Annotated in this window: 17 protein-coding genes; 5 read left to right on the plus strand and 12 right to left on the minus strand. The window is 40.8% G+C overall.

Translation table 11 applies throughout. The annotated features are described in order from the left end of the window. The first annotated feature begins 225 nt into the window (after window positions 1-225). Window positions 226-492, plus strand: coding sequence for a hypothetical protein (locus tag B3C94_RS17610; protein WP_293906057.1), 267 nt, complete (start codon window positions 226-228; stop codon window positions 490-492). Between the two features lie 324 nt (window positions 493-816). On the opposite strand, the gene B3C94_RS17615 is transcribed toward B3C94_RS17610, so the two are convergent. The 4 genes from B3C94_RS17615 to B3C94_RS17630 form a co-directional block, all read right to left on the minus strand. Beyond that, on the minus strand, window positions 817-1,014 hold the full coding sequence (locus tag B3C94_RS17615) for a 3-isopropylmalate dehydratase (RefSeq protein ID WP_293906059.1): 198 nt from the start codon (window positions 1,012-1,014) through the stop codon (window positions 817-819). Then, window positions 1,001-1,453, minus strand: coding sequence for a hypothetical protein (locus tag B3C94_RS17620; RefSeq protein ID WP_293906061.1), 453 nt, complete (start codon window positions 1,451-1,453; stop codon window positions 1,001-1,003). The genes B3C94_RS17615 and B3C94_RS17620 overlap by 14 nt, the downstream gene beginning before the upstream one ends. A 39-nt stretch (window positions 1,454-1,492) precedes the next feature. Next, window positions 1,493-1,951: a hypothetical protein gene (locus tag B3C94_RS17625; RefSeq protein WP_293906063.1), complete on the minus strand. Its 459-nt coding sequence runs from the start codon at window positions 1,949-1,951 to the stop codon at window positions 1,493-1,495. Between the two features lie 62 nt (window positions 1,952-2,013). Then, window positions 2,014-3,087, minus strand: coding sequence for a DUF932 domain-containing protein (locus B3C94_RS17630; protein ID WP_293906065.1), 1,074 nt, complete (start codon window positions 3,085-3,087; stop codon window positions 2,014-2,016). Window positions 3,088-3,593: 506 nt separating this feature from the next. Between B3C94_RS17630 and B3C94_RS17635 the strand changes: the two genes are divergently transcribed. From B3C94_RS17635 to B3C94_RS17645, 3 genes are all read left to right on the plus strand, one after another. Continuing rightward, window positions 3,594-3,836, plus strand: coding sequence for a hypothetical protein (locus B3C94_RS17635; protein WP_293906066.1), 243 nt, complete (start codon window positions 3,594-3,596; stop codon window positions 3,834-3,836). 76 nt (window positions 3,837-3,912) lie between these two features. Next, a complete protein-coding gene (locus B3C94_RS17640) occupies window positions 3,913-4,155 on the plus strand; it encodes a hypothetical protein (protein WP_293906067.1) in 243 nt (80 codons plus the stop codon). 2 nt (window positions 4,156-4,157) lie between these two features. Continuing rightward, window positions 4,158-4,985, plus strand: coding sequence for an SOS response-associated peptidase (locus B3C94_RS17645; protein ID WP_293906069.1), 828 nt, complete (start codon window positions 4,158-4,160; stop codon window positions 4,983-4,985). Window positions 4,986-4,987: 2 nt separating this feature from the next. Here the strand turns inward: B3C94_RS17645 and B3C94_RS17650 are convergent, their stop codons facing one another. The 8 genes from B3C94_RS17650 to dinB form a co-directional block, all read right to left on the minus strand. Beyond that, a complete protein-coding gene (locus B3C94_RS17650; protein ID WP_293906071.1) occupies window positions 4,988-5,188 on the minus strand; it encodes a hypothetical protein in 201 nt (66 codons plus the stop codon). A gap of 41 nt (window positions 5,189-5,229) precedes the next feature. Then, window positions 5,230-7,929: a DNA ligase D gene (gene ligD, locus B3C94_RS17655; protein ID WP_293906073.1), complete on the minus strand. Its 2,700-nt coding sequence runs from the start codon at window positions 7,927-7,929 to the stop codon at window positions 5,230-5,232. 46 nt (window positions 7,930-7,975) lie between these two features. After that, a complete protein-coding gene (locus B3C94_RS17660) occupies window positions 7,976-8,167 on the minus strand; it encodes a DUF3606 domain-containing protein (RefSeq protein WP_293906075.1) in 192 nt (63 codons plus the stop codon). Window positions 8,168-8,439: 272 nt separating this feature from the next. Continuing rightward, window positions 8,440-9,564, minus strand: coding sequence for an SAVED domain-containing protein (locus B3C94_RS17665; RefSeq protein WP_293906077.1), 1,125 nt, complete (start codon window positions 9,562-9,564; stop codon window positions 8,440-8,442). Between the two features lie 12 nt (window positions 9,565-9,576). After that, a complete protein-coding gene (locus tag B3C94_RS17670) occupies window positions 9,577-10,029 on the minus strand; it encodes a hypothetical protein (protein ID WP_293906080.1) in 453 nt (150 codons plus the stop codon). Further along, window positions 10,019-11,245 carry a nucleotidyltransferase domain-containing protein gene (locus tag B3C94_RS17675; protein ID WP_293906083.1) on the minus strand — a complete coding sequence of 409 codons (1,227 nt, stop codon included), beginning with the start codon at window positions 11,243-11,245 and terminating at the stop codon, window positions 10,019-10,021. The genes B3C94_RS17670 and B3C94_RS17675 overlap by 11 nt, the downstream gene beginning before the upstream one ends. A 155-nt stretch (window positions 11,246-11,400) precedes the next feature. Then, window positions 11,401-14,340: a DNA polymerase III subunit alpha gene (locus B3C94_RS17680; RefSeq protein ID WP_293906086.1), complete on the minus strand. Its 2,940-nt coding sequence runs from the start codon at window positions 14,338-14,340 to the stop codon at window positions 11,401-11,403. Then, on the minus strand, window positions 14,321-15,496 hold the full coding sequence (dinB, locus tag B3C94_RS17685) for a DNA polymerase IV (RefSeq protein WP_293906088.1): 1,176 nt from the start codon (window positions 15,494-15,496) through the stop codon (window positions 14,321-14,323). Before dinB ends, B3C94_RS17680 begins: the two co-directional genes overlap by 20 nt. A 108-nt stretch (window positions 15,497-15,604) precedes the next feature. Here dinB and B3C94_RS17690 point away from each other — a divergent pair, with 108 nt between their 5' ends. Next, complete coding sequence (locus tag B3C94_RS17690; RefSeq protein WP_293906090.1) at window positions 15,605-16,375, plus strand: XRE family transcriptional regulator; 771 nt, start codon at window positions 15,605-15,607, stop codon at window positions 16,373-16,375. The last annotated feature ends 82 nt before the right edge of the window (window positions 16,376-16,457 follow it).

Genomic DNA, 16,457 nt, shown 5'->3' on the forward strand with positions numbered 1-16,457 from the left:
AGTTCCGAGTAAGGGGAGCAAATATCCCGATTGTGATACATCGGTACATCTTGCCGTTTCCGGGCGAAGACAGGGAAACCCAACGCAATAGATTTAATCATTAGCGCCCCTGCTATTTTACAAAGTTAGAATGCCTGTGATACAAAACCGAGTGTTAGCCGAATATCGGCTAACAGCAAAAGTCAAAAAATGATGACCTTTGCAAAGAACCTTAAATGTAGTGTTATGGAAAATAGAGAATGGAAATGGTTCTATCAGCTGATGCTGTCTGGGCCTGGTATGGAGGAAACGGTAAAACACAGCTTTGCCTTAAGCAGAAGTCTAACCTTATTGTTGTCCCATATTTTGGAGTCTGGACTAAAAGAGCGGAAGGGGGATTTAATTGAATGTTATCCCGAAGAATTGATTCAGGAACTAAATGAGTTAAGAATTAATTTGCTGGAAAAATCGAATCTTCTTAAGCTAACGGAAAAATTGGCTCAAAGAAAATGAGAAAGGGCGGGAACAAATGTTCCTGCCCTTTCTTATAAAATTATCAAATTATTCTATTGCTATTATTTTTGCATCTTGGAATTTTGGTTTGGCACTATATTTTAAGAAAAAAGTAAACCCAATATCGACCAAAATATCACTGCCAATGCAGTCCAATTTAAACAATGCTCTAAAATGAGGGTACATATTCCAATAAAGTAATTGGAGAAATGCTGCAGGCCTCCCATTCCGCGGCGGTTAAATCTTCTTGCGGCAATTATGAGCCTGACAATTATTGCTACTGCAAGAAAAAAGGTGTGTTTATTTGTGATCAATGTTTCCATGTCATTGCGGTTTAAGGTTACCTGCCTGTTCTTTTAGTTTGACCAGTTTTTCGTAAATATCCCGCCAGTAGTGCTGCCGGTATTTGTCATTTTCGTGTGGCGGAACATAGTGCATATCTTTAAAGTTCCCGGCCTGTTCTATTGCTTTTTCAAGATCGTCTACTACAATCTGAAAGCCATTCAGATCAATTATTTTCATATGCCTTTAATATTTCTTCGATTGAAAACTGATCTGTAAAAAATTCTTCGCTAGAATAATCCGCCCATCCTTTATAGGTTCCATTGCCGAAGGCATCAATACATATACAGCTGGTGCCTATTGTTGACTGTGGCGTATGCAAGTGGGCAATTTCATTTTGGGTGGCTTCCAGAAAACACCAACCCATTTGCTGTTCAAATCCCTCCACGATTTCCGAAAGTCCGTAGTCTGCATCAAAGAATTGAATTTCGGCATTGAAGAATTGTGCTGCATAAAAGGTGTTGCAGTTTTCAAACGCTTTAAAAAAACGGATTCGTTTAGCCTGTTCTTTTCGCCACTCAAGGGATATAGTAATTATCGCAAAGGAGCAGTTATCCCAGTCACTGTTTGTTTGAGCGCGAACGATTATATAATCAGTTGGAATATGTGATAAATTCATAGTTTTATTTTTAATGGTTACTTGATGTTTTAAGGATAATTAATACCAATGATCATAATTTCCGGTCCATACCATAATGGGATCAATTTTAGATTCAGATAAAACCCGATCTAGGTTTTTTCTTAAGGTTTTGCGATCATAATCCGTAGAAATATCAGGATCAATATACTTGGCTTCCGTATCTTCAATCCATCTACAAACTGCTATGGCTGCTATTGCCTCCTGTACAGTAGCATTATAACCGATACTGGCATGATAGGTACCATATTGTAGCCAGTGTAACCGCTGCGTTATTACCTCAACGGTTACAGGTCTGGGTACATCGGCAATAAAGTTCAAACCTGCTTTTCCTGAATTGGCATAGTCTACCAATTCCTGCAGATAATACCGGGGGTTAAATTTGGGCACTTTATCGCCGCGATATTGCTCTTTGAGCACTTGGTTCAATTCAATAATAAATGGTTCATTTTTATATTGATCTTTTAATTCAATTTTCATATACACTGTCATAGAAAATAGTTTTGTAACCTGCCAGCTTGAAAGGCTGGCAGGTAGGTGGATTAATTAAAGGCTAATACTTCGCTGCCATATCGTTCAAATCCAATACAGAGTTCAAAGGCTTTCTGTACCCTGTCTTTTACTGTACCGCCTAATACTATGTTATCGAGTTTGGCCTCATTACTGCCGAAATTGTGTACATTCTGATAATATCCTGTTACGGCATTATAGGCACCGAACAAAGTACCTTTTGTTGTATCCATCAATTGGCTGTCTGCGGTCATCGCATAGGCAAAGGCTTGGTCAACTGTATTTTTAAAGCGTGTAGATAATTCACCTTCTGCACCTTTGGCAAGATGTTCCAATGTTTCTTTATTAGGGCAAAGGACAATTTGAATTAACCTTTTTACGGCTTGGTCTGTGATCCGAACGGTTGACCAGTGGTTAAACAACACTTCCATTTCTTTTCCGTTCTTTGCGGCAATACCCATAATCCGATACGCCTCCTTTAGGCGGGATTGAGCATTTTGGGTATGCTTGATACGTACCACATTTGATTTGTTAGCCATCGCCGCATTTAAGGTGTTTTGGCAAACAATGCGTACATGTGTAAATGCCGCTGTTATACTTCCACTGCCATCATGAGAAGTGGTCAGGAATATGTATTGTTCGGTCAGATCGTCACCATTGCCCACGCGGATTGTATCAGGTAGTTTGGCAGTAATGAAAATGCGCTCCCCGTTTCCTAATACTCCTGCTGTTTCATACAATACGCCTTTACCCTCAGAAACTATCGCATCAAAAAATGCAAAGGCTTCTGTATTTTGTACCACATGATAATCCTTGCCTACCACACCTAGAGGAAATTTGTTATCTGTCCTTATTGTAGCGAATGCTTGCGGTACAGGTATACCACTATAATCAATTATGCTTCCGTCTTCTGATATACTAACCTTATCACTAACCGTTTGCAAGGGTATTTTTTCTACTTCGTAATCTAAGCCTGCGTAAATGATGGCCTCTTTACTGGAAGGATAGTTTTCGACAACTTGTCCCAGTCCGTGCCACGCTTTTTGTTTAACGGAAAAAAATGAGTGTTGTCCTGTGATGTTATTAAAATTGATATTATGTGACATGATAAAATGATTTAAGATGTTTAAAAAATGAAATTGAATTAAAACTGTAGCTTGTACTTCTGCCTGCCTTAAGGTTTGTCTCTGGCCCTTTTTAGGTAGTTCCCTTTTGGGTTTCTGGGAGTGGTTCCTGTGCTGTTCATTTTCTTACGTTTAAAAGTTTACATAATGTTTATTGGTATGCTTCCTTTTTTTTTGCCACCGACCCGCGGCTGTTTTTTTCAAAAGAAAAACCGAAAAAAAGAAAGCAAGCAAAGAATGGTGGGCGGCTAGCGAAGTGCTATAAGTCCCGAAGGGTGGAATGCGTAGCAGGCCATTATGCGCACGCAGCGAAGCAGAACAACATTAGCTTAGCTGCCCTTTTGGTCGGTTATTTTGAAAAAACATATCGAACCTTTCCACTCAAAATAAAAACAGCCCCCAATGGGGGCCGGTGAGTGCATTAGCTGATCTGTATAAAAACCAAAAACCAATTACAGTTGTTACTGCATTAACATTATTGGCTTGATATGGAAATCTGGCAACTGGAAAAATTAAGAGAAAAAGGATTCAAGGTCCTCTACCGGGACCGGGATAAAGATTATTTCGTTCCCCGAACTGAACCGTATGAATGGCTATTGGAAACCATAAATGAAACGCCTTTGCGGGAGGATGAAATTATTGAGATAAGCGGCGCAATAGAACATTACAAAGAGTATAAAGAACTATTGTCCTATATCAGGGTGGTGTACGTAAATGGGGAATTTGTCTGAATCCTGCTATCTGACTGCGCAGGTGAATTTTTAAAATTGGTTACGTTTTTCGTAAATTAGTATAGAGAGTATTTACATGAGCAATTTGTTTAGCCTTGAGCGCTTTGTCTGGCAAAAAGAAGGTGTAACCCTGAAGATCCGAGAATTAGAGGTAGGGTCAGAAACCGTTTTTCATATCATCTTTAGTGATGACAGGAAACCATTAGTACTTACCCGCATGAAGAGCTTTGCCGGTGCTTTATGGACAAGCATTCCCCAGGGCCGTAAAGAGGCAGAGGACATTGGAAAGATTATTGAAGATCACTTTAAAAAAGGATAGTTATGTGTTATTATAACGGACAGAAAGTAAGCCGCGCGGAATTTATCCGTTTAATGGATTTGGAAAAAGCAGTGATGAATTATGATTTCCTCAATAAGGATATCCATGATGGATTTTCCTATGGAAATATTGCAGTCATTAAGCCAACAGAAGATAAATGTAATTTCGATATTGTCCAGATGGAATGGGGTTTTATTCCACCATATACCAAAAACAGAGAAGCAGTCGATAAAATGCGATTTGGCTATAAAAATGCACATGGTCAATTTGTAAAGCCTTACACAACTTTAAATGCGAGGGGTGATGAATTGTTATTTGTTGATCCGAATACCGGAAAGGAAAAGATGTTCCGCAAAGCGGCCTTAGAAAGAAGATGCCTGATCCTTTCCTCAGAGTTTTACGAATGGCAGCATATCTATCCGACAAATAAACGAACCGGGGAACCGCTGAAAACTCCAAAGAAATACCCATATCATATTGGACTAAAAGATAAAGAGTATTTCTTTATTGCTGCTATCTGGCAGCCCTGGACAGATAAAGAAACTGGAGAAACCGTAGATACTGTCGCTTTGGTGACCACTGAAGCCAATTCTTTGATGAAGCAAATCCATAATTCTAAAAACCGGATGCCAACGATGCTTCCCGATGAACTGGCCTGGGAATGGATGATGGGTGACCTTTCTGAAGAGCGTATTACAGAACTGGCTAATTATCAGATCAGCGCAAAGGAAATGGAGGCATATACGGTAGAGAAAGACTTTAAAACAACCGGAACTCCCGGTAAAGCATTTGTTTACGCAGAAGTTCCGGAGTTACAATATGAAGTATAAAATTATATCATCCTATGGTTAGGTTCATCTTTTGTATTCCTGACAAGGCCGATACCGGCAAAAAAGAAGATCAAACCGATCACGCCCACTACCGCAAGGGTCGTGTAATCCTTGCTTTTACCGATCAGTTCATATCCGGTATATATTAAACCGACTATTCCAAGAATGGTCAATATTGTTCCAAATGTACGTTTGACGTTCATAGCTTGTGTTTTTAGTTTATAGTTAGGAATTTCTGTACCTTTTACTTCTGGTACTTTTCAATAACCTGTTTAAGGTTTATACCTTTACCCAATACTGGTTTAAAAATATCCCCTTCGCTATTCATCCGCTCAATGGCATTGAAGATATTAAAATCACTAATTTTTAAACCTTTCTTTACCTCGACCCAATGCAAAGGCATGGATACTGTTGCTCCCGGTTTAGGACGCACAGAGTATACTGAGGCAATAGTGGCATGAGGTCTGTTTTGAAGAAAGTCCAGATACATTTTCCCCTTCCGATCTTTTATAGCACGTTCCAAACTGGTGTAATCCGGAAGTTCCCTGTTTACCATAGTAACAATTACCCGTGCAAATTCTTTTGACTGTTCATAGGTGTATTTATTACCAAGGGGAATGTAAATATGCAGCCCTGTTGAGCCGCTGGTTTTACAGTAGCTCGGTACACCCATATCGTCAAGGATACTTTTGGTGACTTGTGCAGCTTCCACCACCTGATCGAATGAATTTTTATCAGGATCAAGGTCTATGATACAAAATGTTGGGTGCTCCGGCTTTTTTATAGTACTGTTCCAGGGATTCATTTCAATACAACCAAGATTCGCCATATACAACAAAGTGGCTTCATCTTTCCCGACTAAATAGTGCTTATCTTCTTCGTCTGTATCGCTATGGTAGAGATAAGTCTCTGCCCAGTCGGGTGCCGAATCTGTTACATTTTTAAAATAAAAGCCTTTTCCTTCAATCCCATTTGGAAAGCGGTTCATACTTTGGGGCCGGTCTTTTAAATACGGTAATATAAACGGAGCTGCCTGGTAGTAATAATTAATAAGGTCCCTTTTCGTTATTCCCTCTTTAGGCCAGAATACTTTGTCCAGGTTGGTAAATTTCAACTCATGACGATTTACCTTTCGTACCTGGGTTTTATCAGTAGGGTTTAAAAGCGTTTTCCGCTCTCCTTTACCTCTGGGGGTCACCAATTTATCCGAACTATCATCTACCAGTTTTTCTGTTGGGGCTTCCTGTTCCAGGATAACTTTTTTTGCGCTTTTATCCTCCCGCATGCCATCAAAAGAAGGGTGACGCATGATACCGTCACTTGTTAATTCAGTAAAGCTGACTTCACAAACAAGTTCCGGCTTCAGCCAGGTAACGGTAGCATGGGGCGGGTTGTGTCTGAAACGCGAAGGTTTATTCACATCAGGTTCGGCTGAAAAAGGAGCTTTGGATACAATAAGTGGCTTGAAAAGTTCCATCATTTCCTTTTGCAGCTTTTCATTAAATCCGGTTCCCACCTTCCCGGTATATATGAGATCTTTCCCTTCATATACGCCTACCAGGATGCTGCTAAATAATTTACTGGAATCATCATTTAGTGTATATCCACCGATGACCACTTCCTGCCGTTTATTGGCTTTAATTTTTAACCAATCTTTTGACCGGTTATGTACATGGTAAATACTGTCTTTTCTTTTCGCCATGATGCCTTCTAAACCCAGTTTCTTGGCTTCCGCTAAAAACTGTATTCCGGATGTCTCAAAATGTTCACTGACTAAGATACTGCTACTGACAGGAAGCACTGCTTTTAAAATGGCTTTACGCTCAAGAAGGGTAAGTTCGGTAAGATCCTGTCCGTTATACCACAGGATATCGAAGACATAATAGACCAGGTCTCCATCTGCCTCACTTCTCCAGTTCTGCAGGGAGCCAAAATTGGCCGTACCGCTTTCACTGAGCACAACAACTTCCCCATCGAGTATGGCATTTAATTCCAGCTCTTTGAGCGTATCATAAATGGGGTAGAATTTTTCATTAAAACTTTTATCATTGCGGGATTTTAATTCCACTTCGCCTTTGTTCATAAAAGCGACGGCACGATAACCATCCCATTTGACTTCATATATCCAGTCCTCATCATCAAAAGGCTTGTCAACCAGGGTAGCCAGCATAGGCTCAATATGAGAATAGAATTTTTGCTTCTTTGTATTTTTAAGTATACCCTCGATATCCTTATTCTTCGCTGTCTTTTCCGCTGGGACGGCTTCAAGCTGATCGTTGATGAGTTCTGCAGCTTTAGCTTTCGTTGTACGTTTATCTTTTACCGTACTGTCTTTTTTGATAATATTTTCTCCGTACACCTTATCCGGAGACTTTTCCATCTGGGCGATGGTCTTTTTAGAGATTACTGATTTATCTTTCTCTGTAATATCCTTGTCGCTGGCATATTTATCATCCAGCTTCATCAGGAGCCAGCCGTTTTCGCCCCTGCCATGTGCTTTTACTAAAGCGAATTCTCCCTTTAGCTTTTTACCATGTAGGGTAAACTTTAGCTTTCCGGAGTGCAGCTGGTGCAATAGTTCCTTTTCTTGCTTTGCAACATCAGTATCCTTCAACTCTACAGGCTCATAGGTACCTTCATCCCATACGATAACGGTACCTCCACCATATTGCCCTTTTGGAATGATACCTTCAAAGTTCCTGTAATCATATGGGTGATCCTCAACCATCATCGCGAGCCTTTTTATATCAGGGTCCGTAGAAGGCCCTTTTGGCACTGCCCAACTTTTAAGCACACCATCCATTTCTAAACGGAAATCATAATGCAGGTGTGAAGCATCGTGTTTCTGAATGACAAACCGCAGTTCTTTGCCACTAGGTTTTCCTCCAAAAGGTTCGGGGGTCTTTTCCTCAGAACGCTTTTCACGGTATTTAGATAAGCCCATAGCTGTAGTATTTAGAAGTTTTTAGTAAGTTTTGGATGAGTGGTGCTTATTTACCATGCTTTTTTTTCAGGTATTCGGTAAGCACTTTTCTGTCGTTTGAACCTGTTGCCCGAATCGCACCGGTAACAGCCTGGGAGGAAACACCCATCTTTTCCTTAAAATATTGGATTTCGTAATTTTCTGATCCGCTTACTTTATTGCGGTCGGAAGCTCCTTTTTTAGATTTATTATCTGCCATAAATTTTTATTAAAGTTCAAATTACCCTTCTCATAGTATAACACAGGCTGTCCTGCAATGGTTGGCTTAATTAGAGACAAGGGCAGAATTTACTCATGAAAATAAGTCTTAATGCCTAATAATAACTACTTAATCAAAATCTTACATTTTCTTTTACAGTTTAAAATTCAACCTTATAAAATTTAGATAAAAAAATCCACGAATTTATATTCGTGGATTTTTAAAGTATTAAAATTTTGAGTTTAATGTAAATCCCAAATACAGTGTTTTTGTTAAGCGTTCTTTATTTCAATTGCTTTTTTAAAACCTGTATTTTCATCAAAAATAATTAATGGCATGTCTGCTTTTGGCATCCAAACTCGTCCAAACTCAATTGCCGTTGCAATTGGCATTGCGGGGAAAATATTTAATTCCATTCCTGAACCGTACTTACTTTTTATTTCATTAAGTAACTTTCTAACTGCTACACTAAAGCTCGCAAGTTGACTTTTATTTTTTAAATAATCATTAAACGGCTCACCTATAGTCAATGTATAAATAGAGCAATCCTCTCCCATTACAGAAGTAATTCTATCATTTGTGATCGTTGCACTTAATGAAATATTAAGGGCAACTTTTGGACAGCTTGGTTTTTCAGGGTGTGCTACTATATATTCGCAATCCTCGCCGTGGTTAGATAGATTCCAAGATTTAGGATCTCTAACAGGTTGATGAACATCAATGTGTTGAATATCATTAAGCATCGTACCCAATTTAATTAGTAGCGGCATGGGAGCAAATGCAAAGAGAGACAAATGTTTAATTTCGTTCTTTCTCAGCTTTGGCCGGAGTTGTTCGTTAAATTGTGTCTCTAAATTGTCGGTTTCAGTTTGCCAGAAAATATCATTTCTATCACGCTGTGGACTATTTGACAATCCAAGATCTATCGCTGCTGGTTGCGCAGGATAATGAGTTGGAAGTAGAGATTCACGAACAGATTCATAAGTCAACATTGGCGTGTGTGCACCCACATTTGCCTTATAAGTTACTATATGACTTTGCATGTCATGAGATATATCTGCACATGTAGCAATACGTTTTTCATGCTCCTTTTTCATCTCAATTAACAATGATTCAGGATGACCTTCGACATCAATTTTGTCAATTAAGCGATGATGAGTGTCACAAAGCAACATCAGATTATTGATATCTTGCTTTAATTCGGCAGACCTTGTTAAATGGCCGCGGGGGCCACCGGGTTCATCAGCAACAATGTGGGCAATATAAGATTGATTAAACTCGCCTTTAGTCAGAGCATCTTCAAATAGAGAAGTATTACATCCTCTATATTGACATCTTCCGGCTGATTTTCCCCATAGAATAAATTTAACCGCTTGCGGAATATAAGATACACTCATAGTTTTAGTTTATTATTTTAAATCATCAATTTTTGTTTGGTTGTTATAAGGGTGAACTCCCCCGCCCTTCCAGTCATCGTCTGACCCAAGCCAAAGTTCGTAGTGGTATAACCATTCATAAGCCCATAAAACTACTGTTTTAGTAAGCGGCATTGATGGATTCCATTGTTTTCCGTCTGGATAATATAGACACAATCTTTGCTTCTTTTGATCGTATACGTGAGGAAGTTTCTTTGCGTTTTTCGACAATGGTAGAGGCAAAGGATGAATCACGTAAAAACGGGGTGGCTTTCCTATATCATATTCAAGTTTTACCTCGTACTGGTCACTTAAAGGAGATGGCTGTATTTTATGTTTCCAAATAAGCCCTTTGTCTCGTAAATTAGTTACTGTCGATTGTGGAAACATGCTTTTTAACATTCCCACTTGCACGCCGATACTAAGTTGTTTAATCTTATTTGCCATAGAATGTGTGAGGCTTAATTGCAGCTGCACCTAATGCTGTAATCCCGACATTGACATCAATTCTACTTTTGCCTTCTTCGGTCAATAAGCGAGCATTATCGGCAATGCTATTAAATGTTTTTTCCAGGAGTGGTGCACCTAAAGATTTTGAAAATGATTCCTGAATTCGGTGAAGTCCAGTTAAGCTTAAGGCCTCCTCAAGATCACTTTGGACTTGTATAATCCATTTGTAAAAATTCTGCTCCCTTTTGGGATAATCCGCCCATTTATCCGCAAAATTCTCTTCAGAGTTAACTGGATTTTTAACCCATTTAATATTTCTCCCATACTTTTCGGAATATTCTTCTGTTATTAGTCCAGCCATTTTTTGTGTAATGTTTAGTAACGCTTCGAGAATATCTGTTTCCTTTTGGTATGCCTTTGATGCAAGGGTTGTGATAAGAATTGAAATTGGCTTATCAATATCACCATCAAACATCATATCACGATGGCGTTTTAATATTTGAATTACTCTTTGTAATGGTAATTTATCTTTAGAGTATTTCGGAATCGGTTGAATTGATTCAAGGAGCAGTGCTGATTTTGAAAGTTCTAAACTAGCCTGATTGAAGAACCAGTTTGCATAACCAAAAGGATTACTTTTCATCCAATTTAAATGATTAGCTTCACTTTTGTAATTAGGTTCAAGGTTATCTGTTATCCTAAGGGCTAAACCGTTTGCTTCTTCCATATCGTTATCAGAAAAGGCTTTTTCTAATAATACGCGGTATCCGCTGTCAACTATACATGGTAGAATATCAAGGTGATAATTCGCATCTTCAGAATAAACTAATGTCCAGCATCTTCTTCCTTCTGGACTTTTCAACATCTTTTTATAGGTGCCATGCGCCTTTAACTGGTCGCCAACTGCTTGCTTTAAGTCATATTGTGTCCATGACTCCTGTTTGCCGACCAATTGGCAAACCAAATCAATATCCAAATCATCTTTTTCATGGACGGGTTGAATCATTGTGCCAAGCATAAATGATCCTTGAGGAAGTATTTCTGGCGCATATTTACCAAGTAATGATTCATGTTTAGCCAAATGGAGGCCAACTGCGTCATAACTCTTTGAAATTGCATTATGTTGAGATTCGCTAATATCAAGATTTTTGCCTAACTCCTCTAGGATATTGTTAAATTGAAGTTTTTGTTGAGATGTAAGTTTTCCAATCATAAAATTTTTAATTGATTAAATATTTGTATATCAAAAAAATATCCACTTACGTTAATTAGTCATTTTGTCATGAATTAATTGTAATACTTTAATCTTCTTTGAAAAAAAGATTATTATTATAGTTGTAATTTTTGACAATATGGCGCAAAAGAAAATTAAATACTCCTCGGATCAGCTTTCAGGGGCATCTTAGCACATTGGCTAACCTCAATGGCCGGACAACCAAATTCTGTTACCACTTTGCCTTCGATCAGGTATAGCCCCCATCCGCGCAAAGGATATTTAGCCATTGACGGGGGAAAATGTACGGTATCAAAAAACACACCGCTTTCATCGAGGAAAGTGCCGAACTTCATATACGTTCCATGTTTTGTCCGCACGGTCTTATCGGTTACAAAATCACCCACCATCCGTATGGTCTGTCCTACATACTTACCCAGATCTTCCGCTTTACAATGGCCTCGGAAGGCAGACCGCGCCAGGTCAAAAGATGTTCCGGACACAATAAAGCCAATCAGTTCAATTTCATCATAATAATCCTCCAGCACGGAATGCTCCAGTTTTGGAAGTATGGGTTTGCGGCTCATGGACTCAAAAAGCACCATTCCCTTTTCCGGTTCTTTTTTTTCTTTGCTCAGCAACAAATGCGCCTCCCAGAGCAGTTCCTTCTTATTGACTCCTAAAAAGCGGAAAGCACCTACCCGGATCAGGATCACAATCTGCTCCAGACCTGCTCCTGTCCGTAAAGCAAAATTTTCCAGACTTGTGTACGGGCCATTCCTGTGCCGTTCCTCACTGATCATTTTGCCAACTCCGGTCTCCATATTCAGCAGGCAATCAAATCCGAGGTAAATATCCCGACCTTTAATGGTCGTCTGGTAATAGGAGGTATTTACACAGGGCAGGCAGATGTTTGCGCCGGATACCCGCGCCTCGTTGATATACACCTTCCGGTTATAGAATCCCCCATAGTTATTCAGTACAGAAACCATAAACTCCAGTGGGTAATAGGTCTTTAAGAATAGACTCTGGTAACTTTCTACCGCAAAAGAGGCAGAATGCGCTTTGTTAAACGAATAGCCCGCAAAGCTTTCCATCTGCCGCCATATTTCCCTGCTGACGGTTTCGGGATATCCCCTTGCTTTACAGTTGGCGAAGTACTTATCTTCGATTTCAATCAGGTGATCCTTACTTCGGTACTTGCCGGACATCATACGGCGCAATACATCGGCATCGGCCATATCCAGGCCCCCATAAGCATTTGCGATCTTCATCACATCTTCCTGGTAGACCATAACACCATAGGTTTCTTCCAGCTGTTCTTTAAATACCGGGTGCGGGTATTGTACCAGCGTGGGGTCATGATGCCGTTTAATAAATTCAGCCATCATACCTGATGAGGCTACACCGGGCCGGATAATGGAAGAGGCCGCAACAAGGGTCAGGTAATCATCACAGCGCAGTTTTGTAATCAGTTGCCGCATTGCCGGACTCTCAATATAAAAACAGCCAATGGTCTTCGCACTGCGGAGCTGGTCTGCAATTTTCGGGTCTTTAAAAAACCGTTTTGGATTGTCTGTACTGATGGTTTCCCCGCGGTTCTCCAGGACAAGCTTTCTGCAATCCTTGATATGGCCGAGGCCGCGCTGGCTTAAGATATCAAACTTTTCAAAGCCTATTTCTTCGGCTACGTACATATCATATTGAACGGTCGGCAGGCCCTTTGGTGGATAATCCAGTGCGGAGTAACAAGTCAGGGGTTGCTGCGAAATCAGCACCCCTGAGGAGTGAATCGTCCTCTGGTTCGGAAAGTCTTCCAGGCGGTTATAGACACTCAGGATCATATGGGTCACCTCATTTTTATTGAGCATGTTGGCCGGTTCATGGACAAGGCGGTCAATTTCGGCTTTAGGTAAACCGTAAATCTTGCCAAGTTCCCGAAGAATACTCCGATCACGGAACGTACTCATGGCCCCCATTAGGGCCGTATTGGAACTTTTATACCGTTTGAAGATGTAGGTGTAGATATCGTCGCGCTCATTCCAGGCAAAATCAATATCAAAGTCTGGCGGACTTTGCCTTTTGGGGTTCAGGAACCGTTCAAAGGGAAGATTGAGCTCTATCGGGTCAACGTCCGTGATGCCCAGGCAATACGCTACCGCGGAGTTAGCGCCTGATCCCCGGCCTACATAATGAAAATCCCTCCCTTTGGCATACCGGCAGATATCATTGGTAATAAGAAAGTAACTGGAAAAATGGAGATTTTCAATGATATCCAGTTCTTTGGCAATACGTTCAGTGGCTACCTTATCGTCCTTACGGTACCGGTTTAGAAATCCGTCACGGGTAAACTGCAGCAATAGTTCTTTATCACTGTACCGGCTCCCGGTGAAGGTTTCCATGTTCTTGATTTTCTTAAAGTCCATATCAAAGGAACACTGCGCCATTAACCGATTGGTGTTCGCAATCAGTTCGGGTAACTGGTTATACAGTTCCAGTAATTTCGCCCTGGGAATAAAGACTTCATCCTTTGCTGCGGCCTGATGGGGCTGTAACTGGGAGAACAGGATATTGTGATCAATTGCCCGCAGCTGGCAGTGCAATTTAAATTCTTCGGCAGGATAGGTCACCGGGGCCAAAATCACATACCGCTGGTAATTAGATTTCGGTTCCAGAATAATCAAGTTCCGCTCGGATGGCCGGATACCGATGTATTCATAATCCCGAAGCTCTTTAACGGGTATCTTTCCGAAGGGATAAATGATAAACACGTGATTAAACTCCGGCGCACGCTGCGGTATACTGAATTCCTTTTCATTGGCTTTGGTCCGATATTCGTTTATCTCCATGAATCCGGCTGTATTTTGGGCAATGGCGACAAAGCGTAGCTCATCACCCTGTCTGAATTCCATACCTGCCAATAAGTTAAGCCCGGATTTCCTGCCTTTCTGGATAAAGTCAATGGAGGCTGAGCTGTTGTTGATATCGGTCAGTACACCGCAGTCATAGCCGTTGGACATCATTTGGCGGATCAGCTCTTCCAGGCTGATCGTACCATAGCGCAGGCTATAGTTACTATGTAAATTGAGTAGCATGTTTCCCCCCTTTTCCTTCTAAACAAATGCCTTTCATTATATACTCCACCCCGAAACGTTTGCGGATATGATCCATTGCCTGCATCAGGTGCATCTCTTCCAGGGTATCATTGAAAATATCAACCTGGTAATTGCCAGTGATCAGGTTGCTGAACTTTACTCCGATCAGGCGGATCAGCATCCTGCGACTGTAAAGCTTTTGAAACAATTCCATTACTTTGGCGGTAATCTGCTTATCAGAATTAGTATAGGAGATTTTCACCTGTTGTGTATGGGTATCAAAATTGGAATAGCGGATCTTTAAAGTAATGCAGCCGGTAAGCTTCTGGTCAGTTCTCAGCTCAAAAGCCAGTTCATCGACCATGCTGACCAGTGTTTTACGGAGTAAAGCCATATCCGTCGTATCGGCCTGGAAGGTGGTTTCCTTACTCATTGACTTCTGTTCGCGGAAGGGTACCACTGGACTTTTATCCAGTCCGTTTGCTTTGTTCCAGATGGTTACGCCGTTTTCACCCAGTACTTTCCGCATGGTAAATACTTCCATCTCCTGGAGGGTATAAATCTGGGATATACCCATGTTGCGTAGCTGGGTATAGGATTTTTCGCCTACCATAGGGATCTTACGGATGGATAAAGGAGCAAGAAATGACTTTTCGCAGCCATCATCGACTTTCTTTTCCCCACAGGGCTTAGCTTCCCCGGTAGCTATTTTTGATACCGTTTTATTTACGGACAGACCGAAACTAATGGGCAGACCCGTTTCCTTTATGATCTTACCGCGCAGTTCCTGGGTCCATTTCCAGCACCCGAAAAAGCGGTCCATACCGGAAATATCCAGGTAATGTTCGTCAATACTGGCTTTTTCTACTACCGGGGCGACCTCCTCGATAATTTCGGTAACCATATTGGAGTACTTACTGTACTGGTCATAGTCTCCCCGCACGAGAATGGCTTCGGGGCAGAGCTGTCGTGCCAGGCGCATCGGCATGGCCGAATGAACGCCATAGCGCCGGGCCTCGTATGAGCAGGAAGCTACTACTCCCCGGTCACCCGTACCCCCAATTAATACCGGTTTGCCCATTAACTCCGAATTGAGCAACCGTTCTACAGATACAAAAAATGTATCCAGATCACAGTGAACAATATGCCTATCCATAATTTTAAAACATTTTTTTATTACTTTTGTTCAAATAATGAACAAATTTGATGTTGATAATATAAACATGTAAAAATGAATACACAAAAAATATATTTTTTCTCTAATATGAGATTTCTAAGAGAACGCCGCAAACTCACGCAGGAACAGCTTTCTACAATTTTAGGTGTAAACAGAATAAAATATACCAATCTGGAAAATGGTAAAACAAAATCTCCGCACATGGAAGATTATTTGAAGCTATCGAGCTATTATCGGATCGGTATTGACACGCTCTTAAAGGTTGATCTGTCCAAAATTGGGGAACTGAAACTCAGGGAGCTTGAAGGCGGTGACGATATTTACATAAAAGGGGGCAATATTCGTGTCGTGGCGATAACGGTGGATCGGGATAATAGAGAAAACATTGAGTACGTGCCTGTATCTGCCAAGATGGGATACAGTTCCGGGGGATACGCTGATCCGGAATTTATTAAAAATGAACTTCCCAAATACAGTATGCCTAATATGCCGCGAACTGGATCATTTAGAACCTTCACCGGTCAGGGAGACTCTATGTTACCTATTCCAGACGGTAGCGATATCACGGGTAAGTATATTGAAGACTGGTCAAGGTTGCCCCCGCGCACGGCAGCTGTTGTCGTATTGAAAGCGGAACAGGATCTTGTGTTTAAGTTTGTGACCATCCGGGAAGATGGAACCGTACTACTGGAATCTTTGAACCCAGTATTTGAACCCTATACTGTTCAAATCAATGAAATCGCAGAAATCTGGCAGTTTTACTGCTTTACCTGCAGACAGATACCCGAACCGCAAACTGATCTGAATATCGTATTGCGGGAACTGAAAGATCTGCGCTCTGCCGTTATTGATAAATAAATAAGATCACACCAGGAAGCATGGCATCCGGTTCTGCATTATTGCGTCCTTGCTAAAATATCTGTAGATTAGATGGAATAAT

Origin of the sequence: Sphingobacterium sp. UBA5670 (assembly GCF_002420705.1) — a bacterium.
In the GTDB taxonomy this organism is placed as follows: Bacteria; Bacteroidota; Bacteroidia; order Sphingobacteriales; family Sphingobacteriaceae; genus Sphingobacterium.

Coding starts and splice junctions, on each gene's coding strand:
- B3C94_RS17610 (WP_293906057.1), top strand. CDS start 226: ATGGAAAATAGAGAATGGAAATGGTTCTATCAGCTGATGCTGTCTGGG.
- B3C94_RS17615 (WP_293906059.1), bottom strand. CDS start 1,014: ATGAAAATAATTGATCTGAATGGCTTTCAGATTGTAGTAGACGATCTT.
- B3C94_RS17620 (WP_293906061.1), bottom strand. CDS start 1,453: ATGAATTTATCACATATTCCAACTGATTATATAATCGTTCGCGCTCAA.
- B3C94_RS17625 (WP_293906063.1), bottom strand. CDS start 1,951: ATGAAAATTGAATTAAAAGATCAATATAAAAATGAACCATTTATTATT.
- B3C94_RS17630 (WP_293906065.1), bottom strand. CDS start 3,087: ATGTCACATAATATCAATTTTAATAACATCACAGGACAACACTCATTT.
- B3C94_RS17635 (WP_293906066.1), top strand. CDS start 3,594: ATGGAAATCTGGCAACTGGAAAAATTAAGAGAAAAAGGATTCAAGGTC.
- B3C94_RS17640 (WP_293906067.1), top strand. CDS start 3,913: ATGAGCAATTTGTTTAGCCTTGAGCGCTTTGTCTGGCAAAAAGAAGGT.
- B3C94_RS17645 (WP_293906069.1), top strand. CDS start 4,158: ATGTGTTATTATAACGGACAGAAAGTAAGCCGCGCGGAATTTATCCGT.
- B3C94_RS17650 (WP_293906071.1), bottom strand. CDS start 5,188: ATGAACGTCAAACGTACATTTGGAACAATATTGACCATTCTTGGAATA.
- ligD (WP_293906073.1), bottom strand. CDS start 7,929: ATGGGCTTATCTAAATACCGTGAAAAGCGTTCTGAGGAAAAGACCCCC.
- B3C94_RS17660 (WP_293906075.1), bottom strand. CDS start 8,167: ATGGCAGATAATAAATCTAAAAAAGGAGCTTCCGACCGCAATAAAGTA.
- B3C94_RS17665 (WP_293906077.1), bottom strand. CDS start 9,564: ATGAGTGTATCTTATATTCCGCAAGCGGTTAAATTTATTCTATGGGGA.
- B3C94_RS17670 (WP_293906080.1), bottom strand. CDS start 10,029: ATGGCAAATAAGATTAAACAACTTAGTATCGGCGTGCAAGTGGGAATG.
- B3C94_RS17675 (WP_293906083.1), bottom strand. CDS start 11,245: ATGATTGGAAAACTTACATCTCAACAAAAACTTCAATTTAACAATATC.
- B3C94_RS17680 (WP_293906086.1), bottom strand. CDS start 14,340: ATGCTACTCAATTTACATAGTAACTATAGCCTGCGCTATGGTACGATC.
- dinB (WP_293906088.1), bottom strand. CDS start 15,496: ATGGATAGGCATATTGTTCACTGTGATCTGGATACATTTTTTGTATCT.
- B3C94_RS17690 (WP_293906090.1), top strand. CDS start 15,605: ATGAGATTTCTAAGAGAACGCCGCAAACTCACGCAGGAACAGCTTTCT.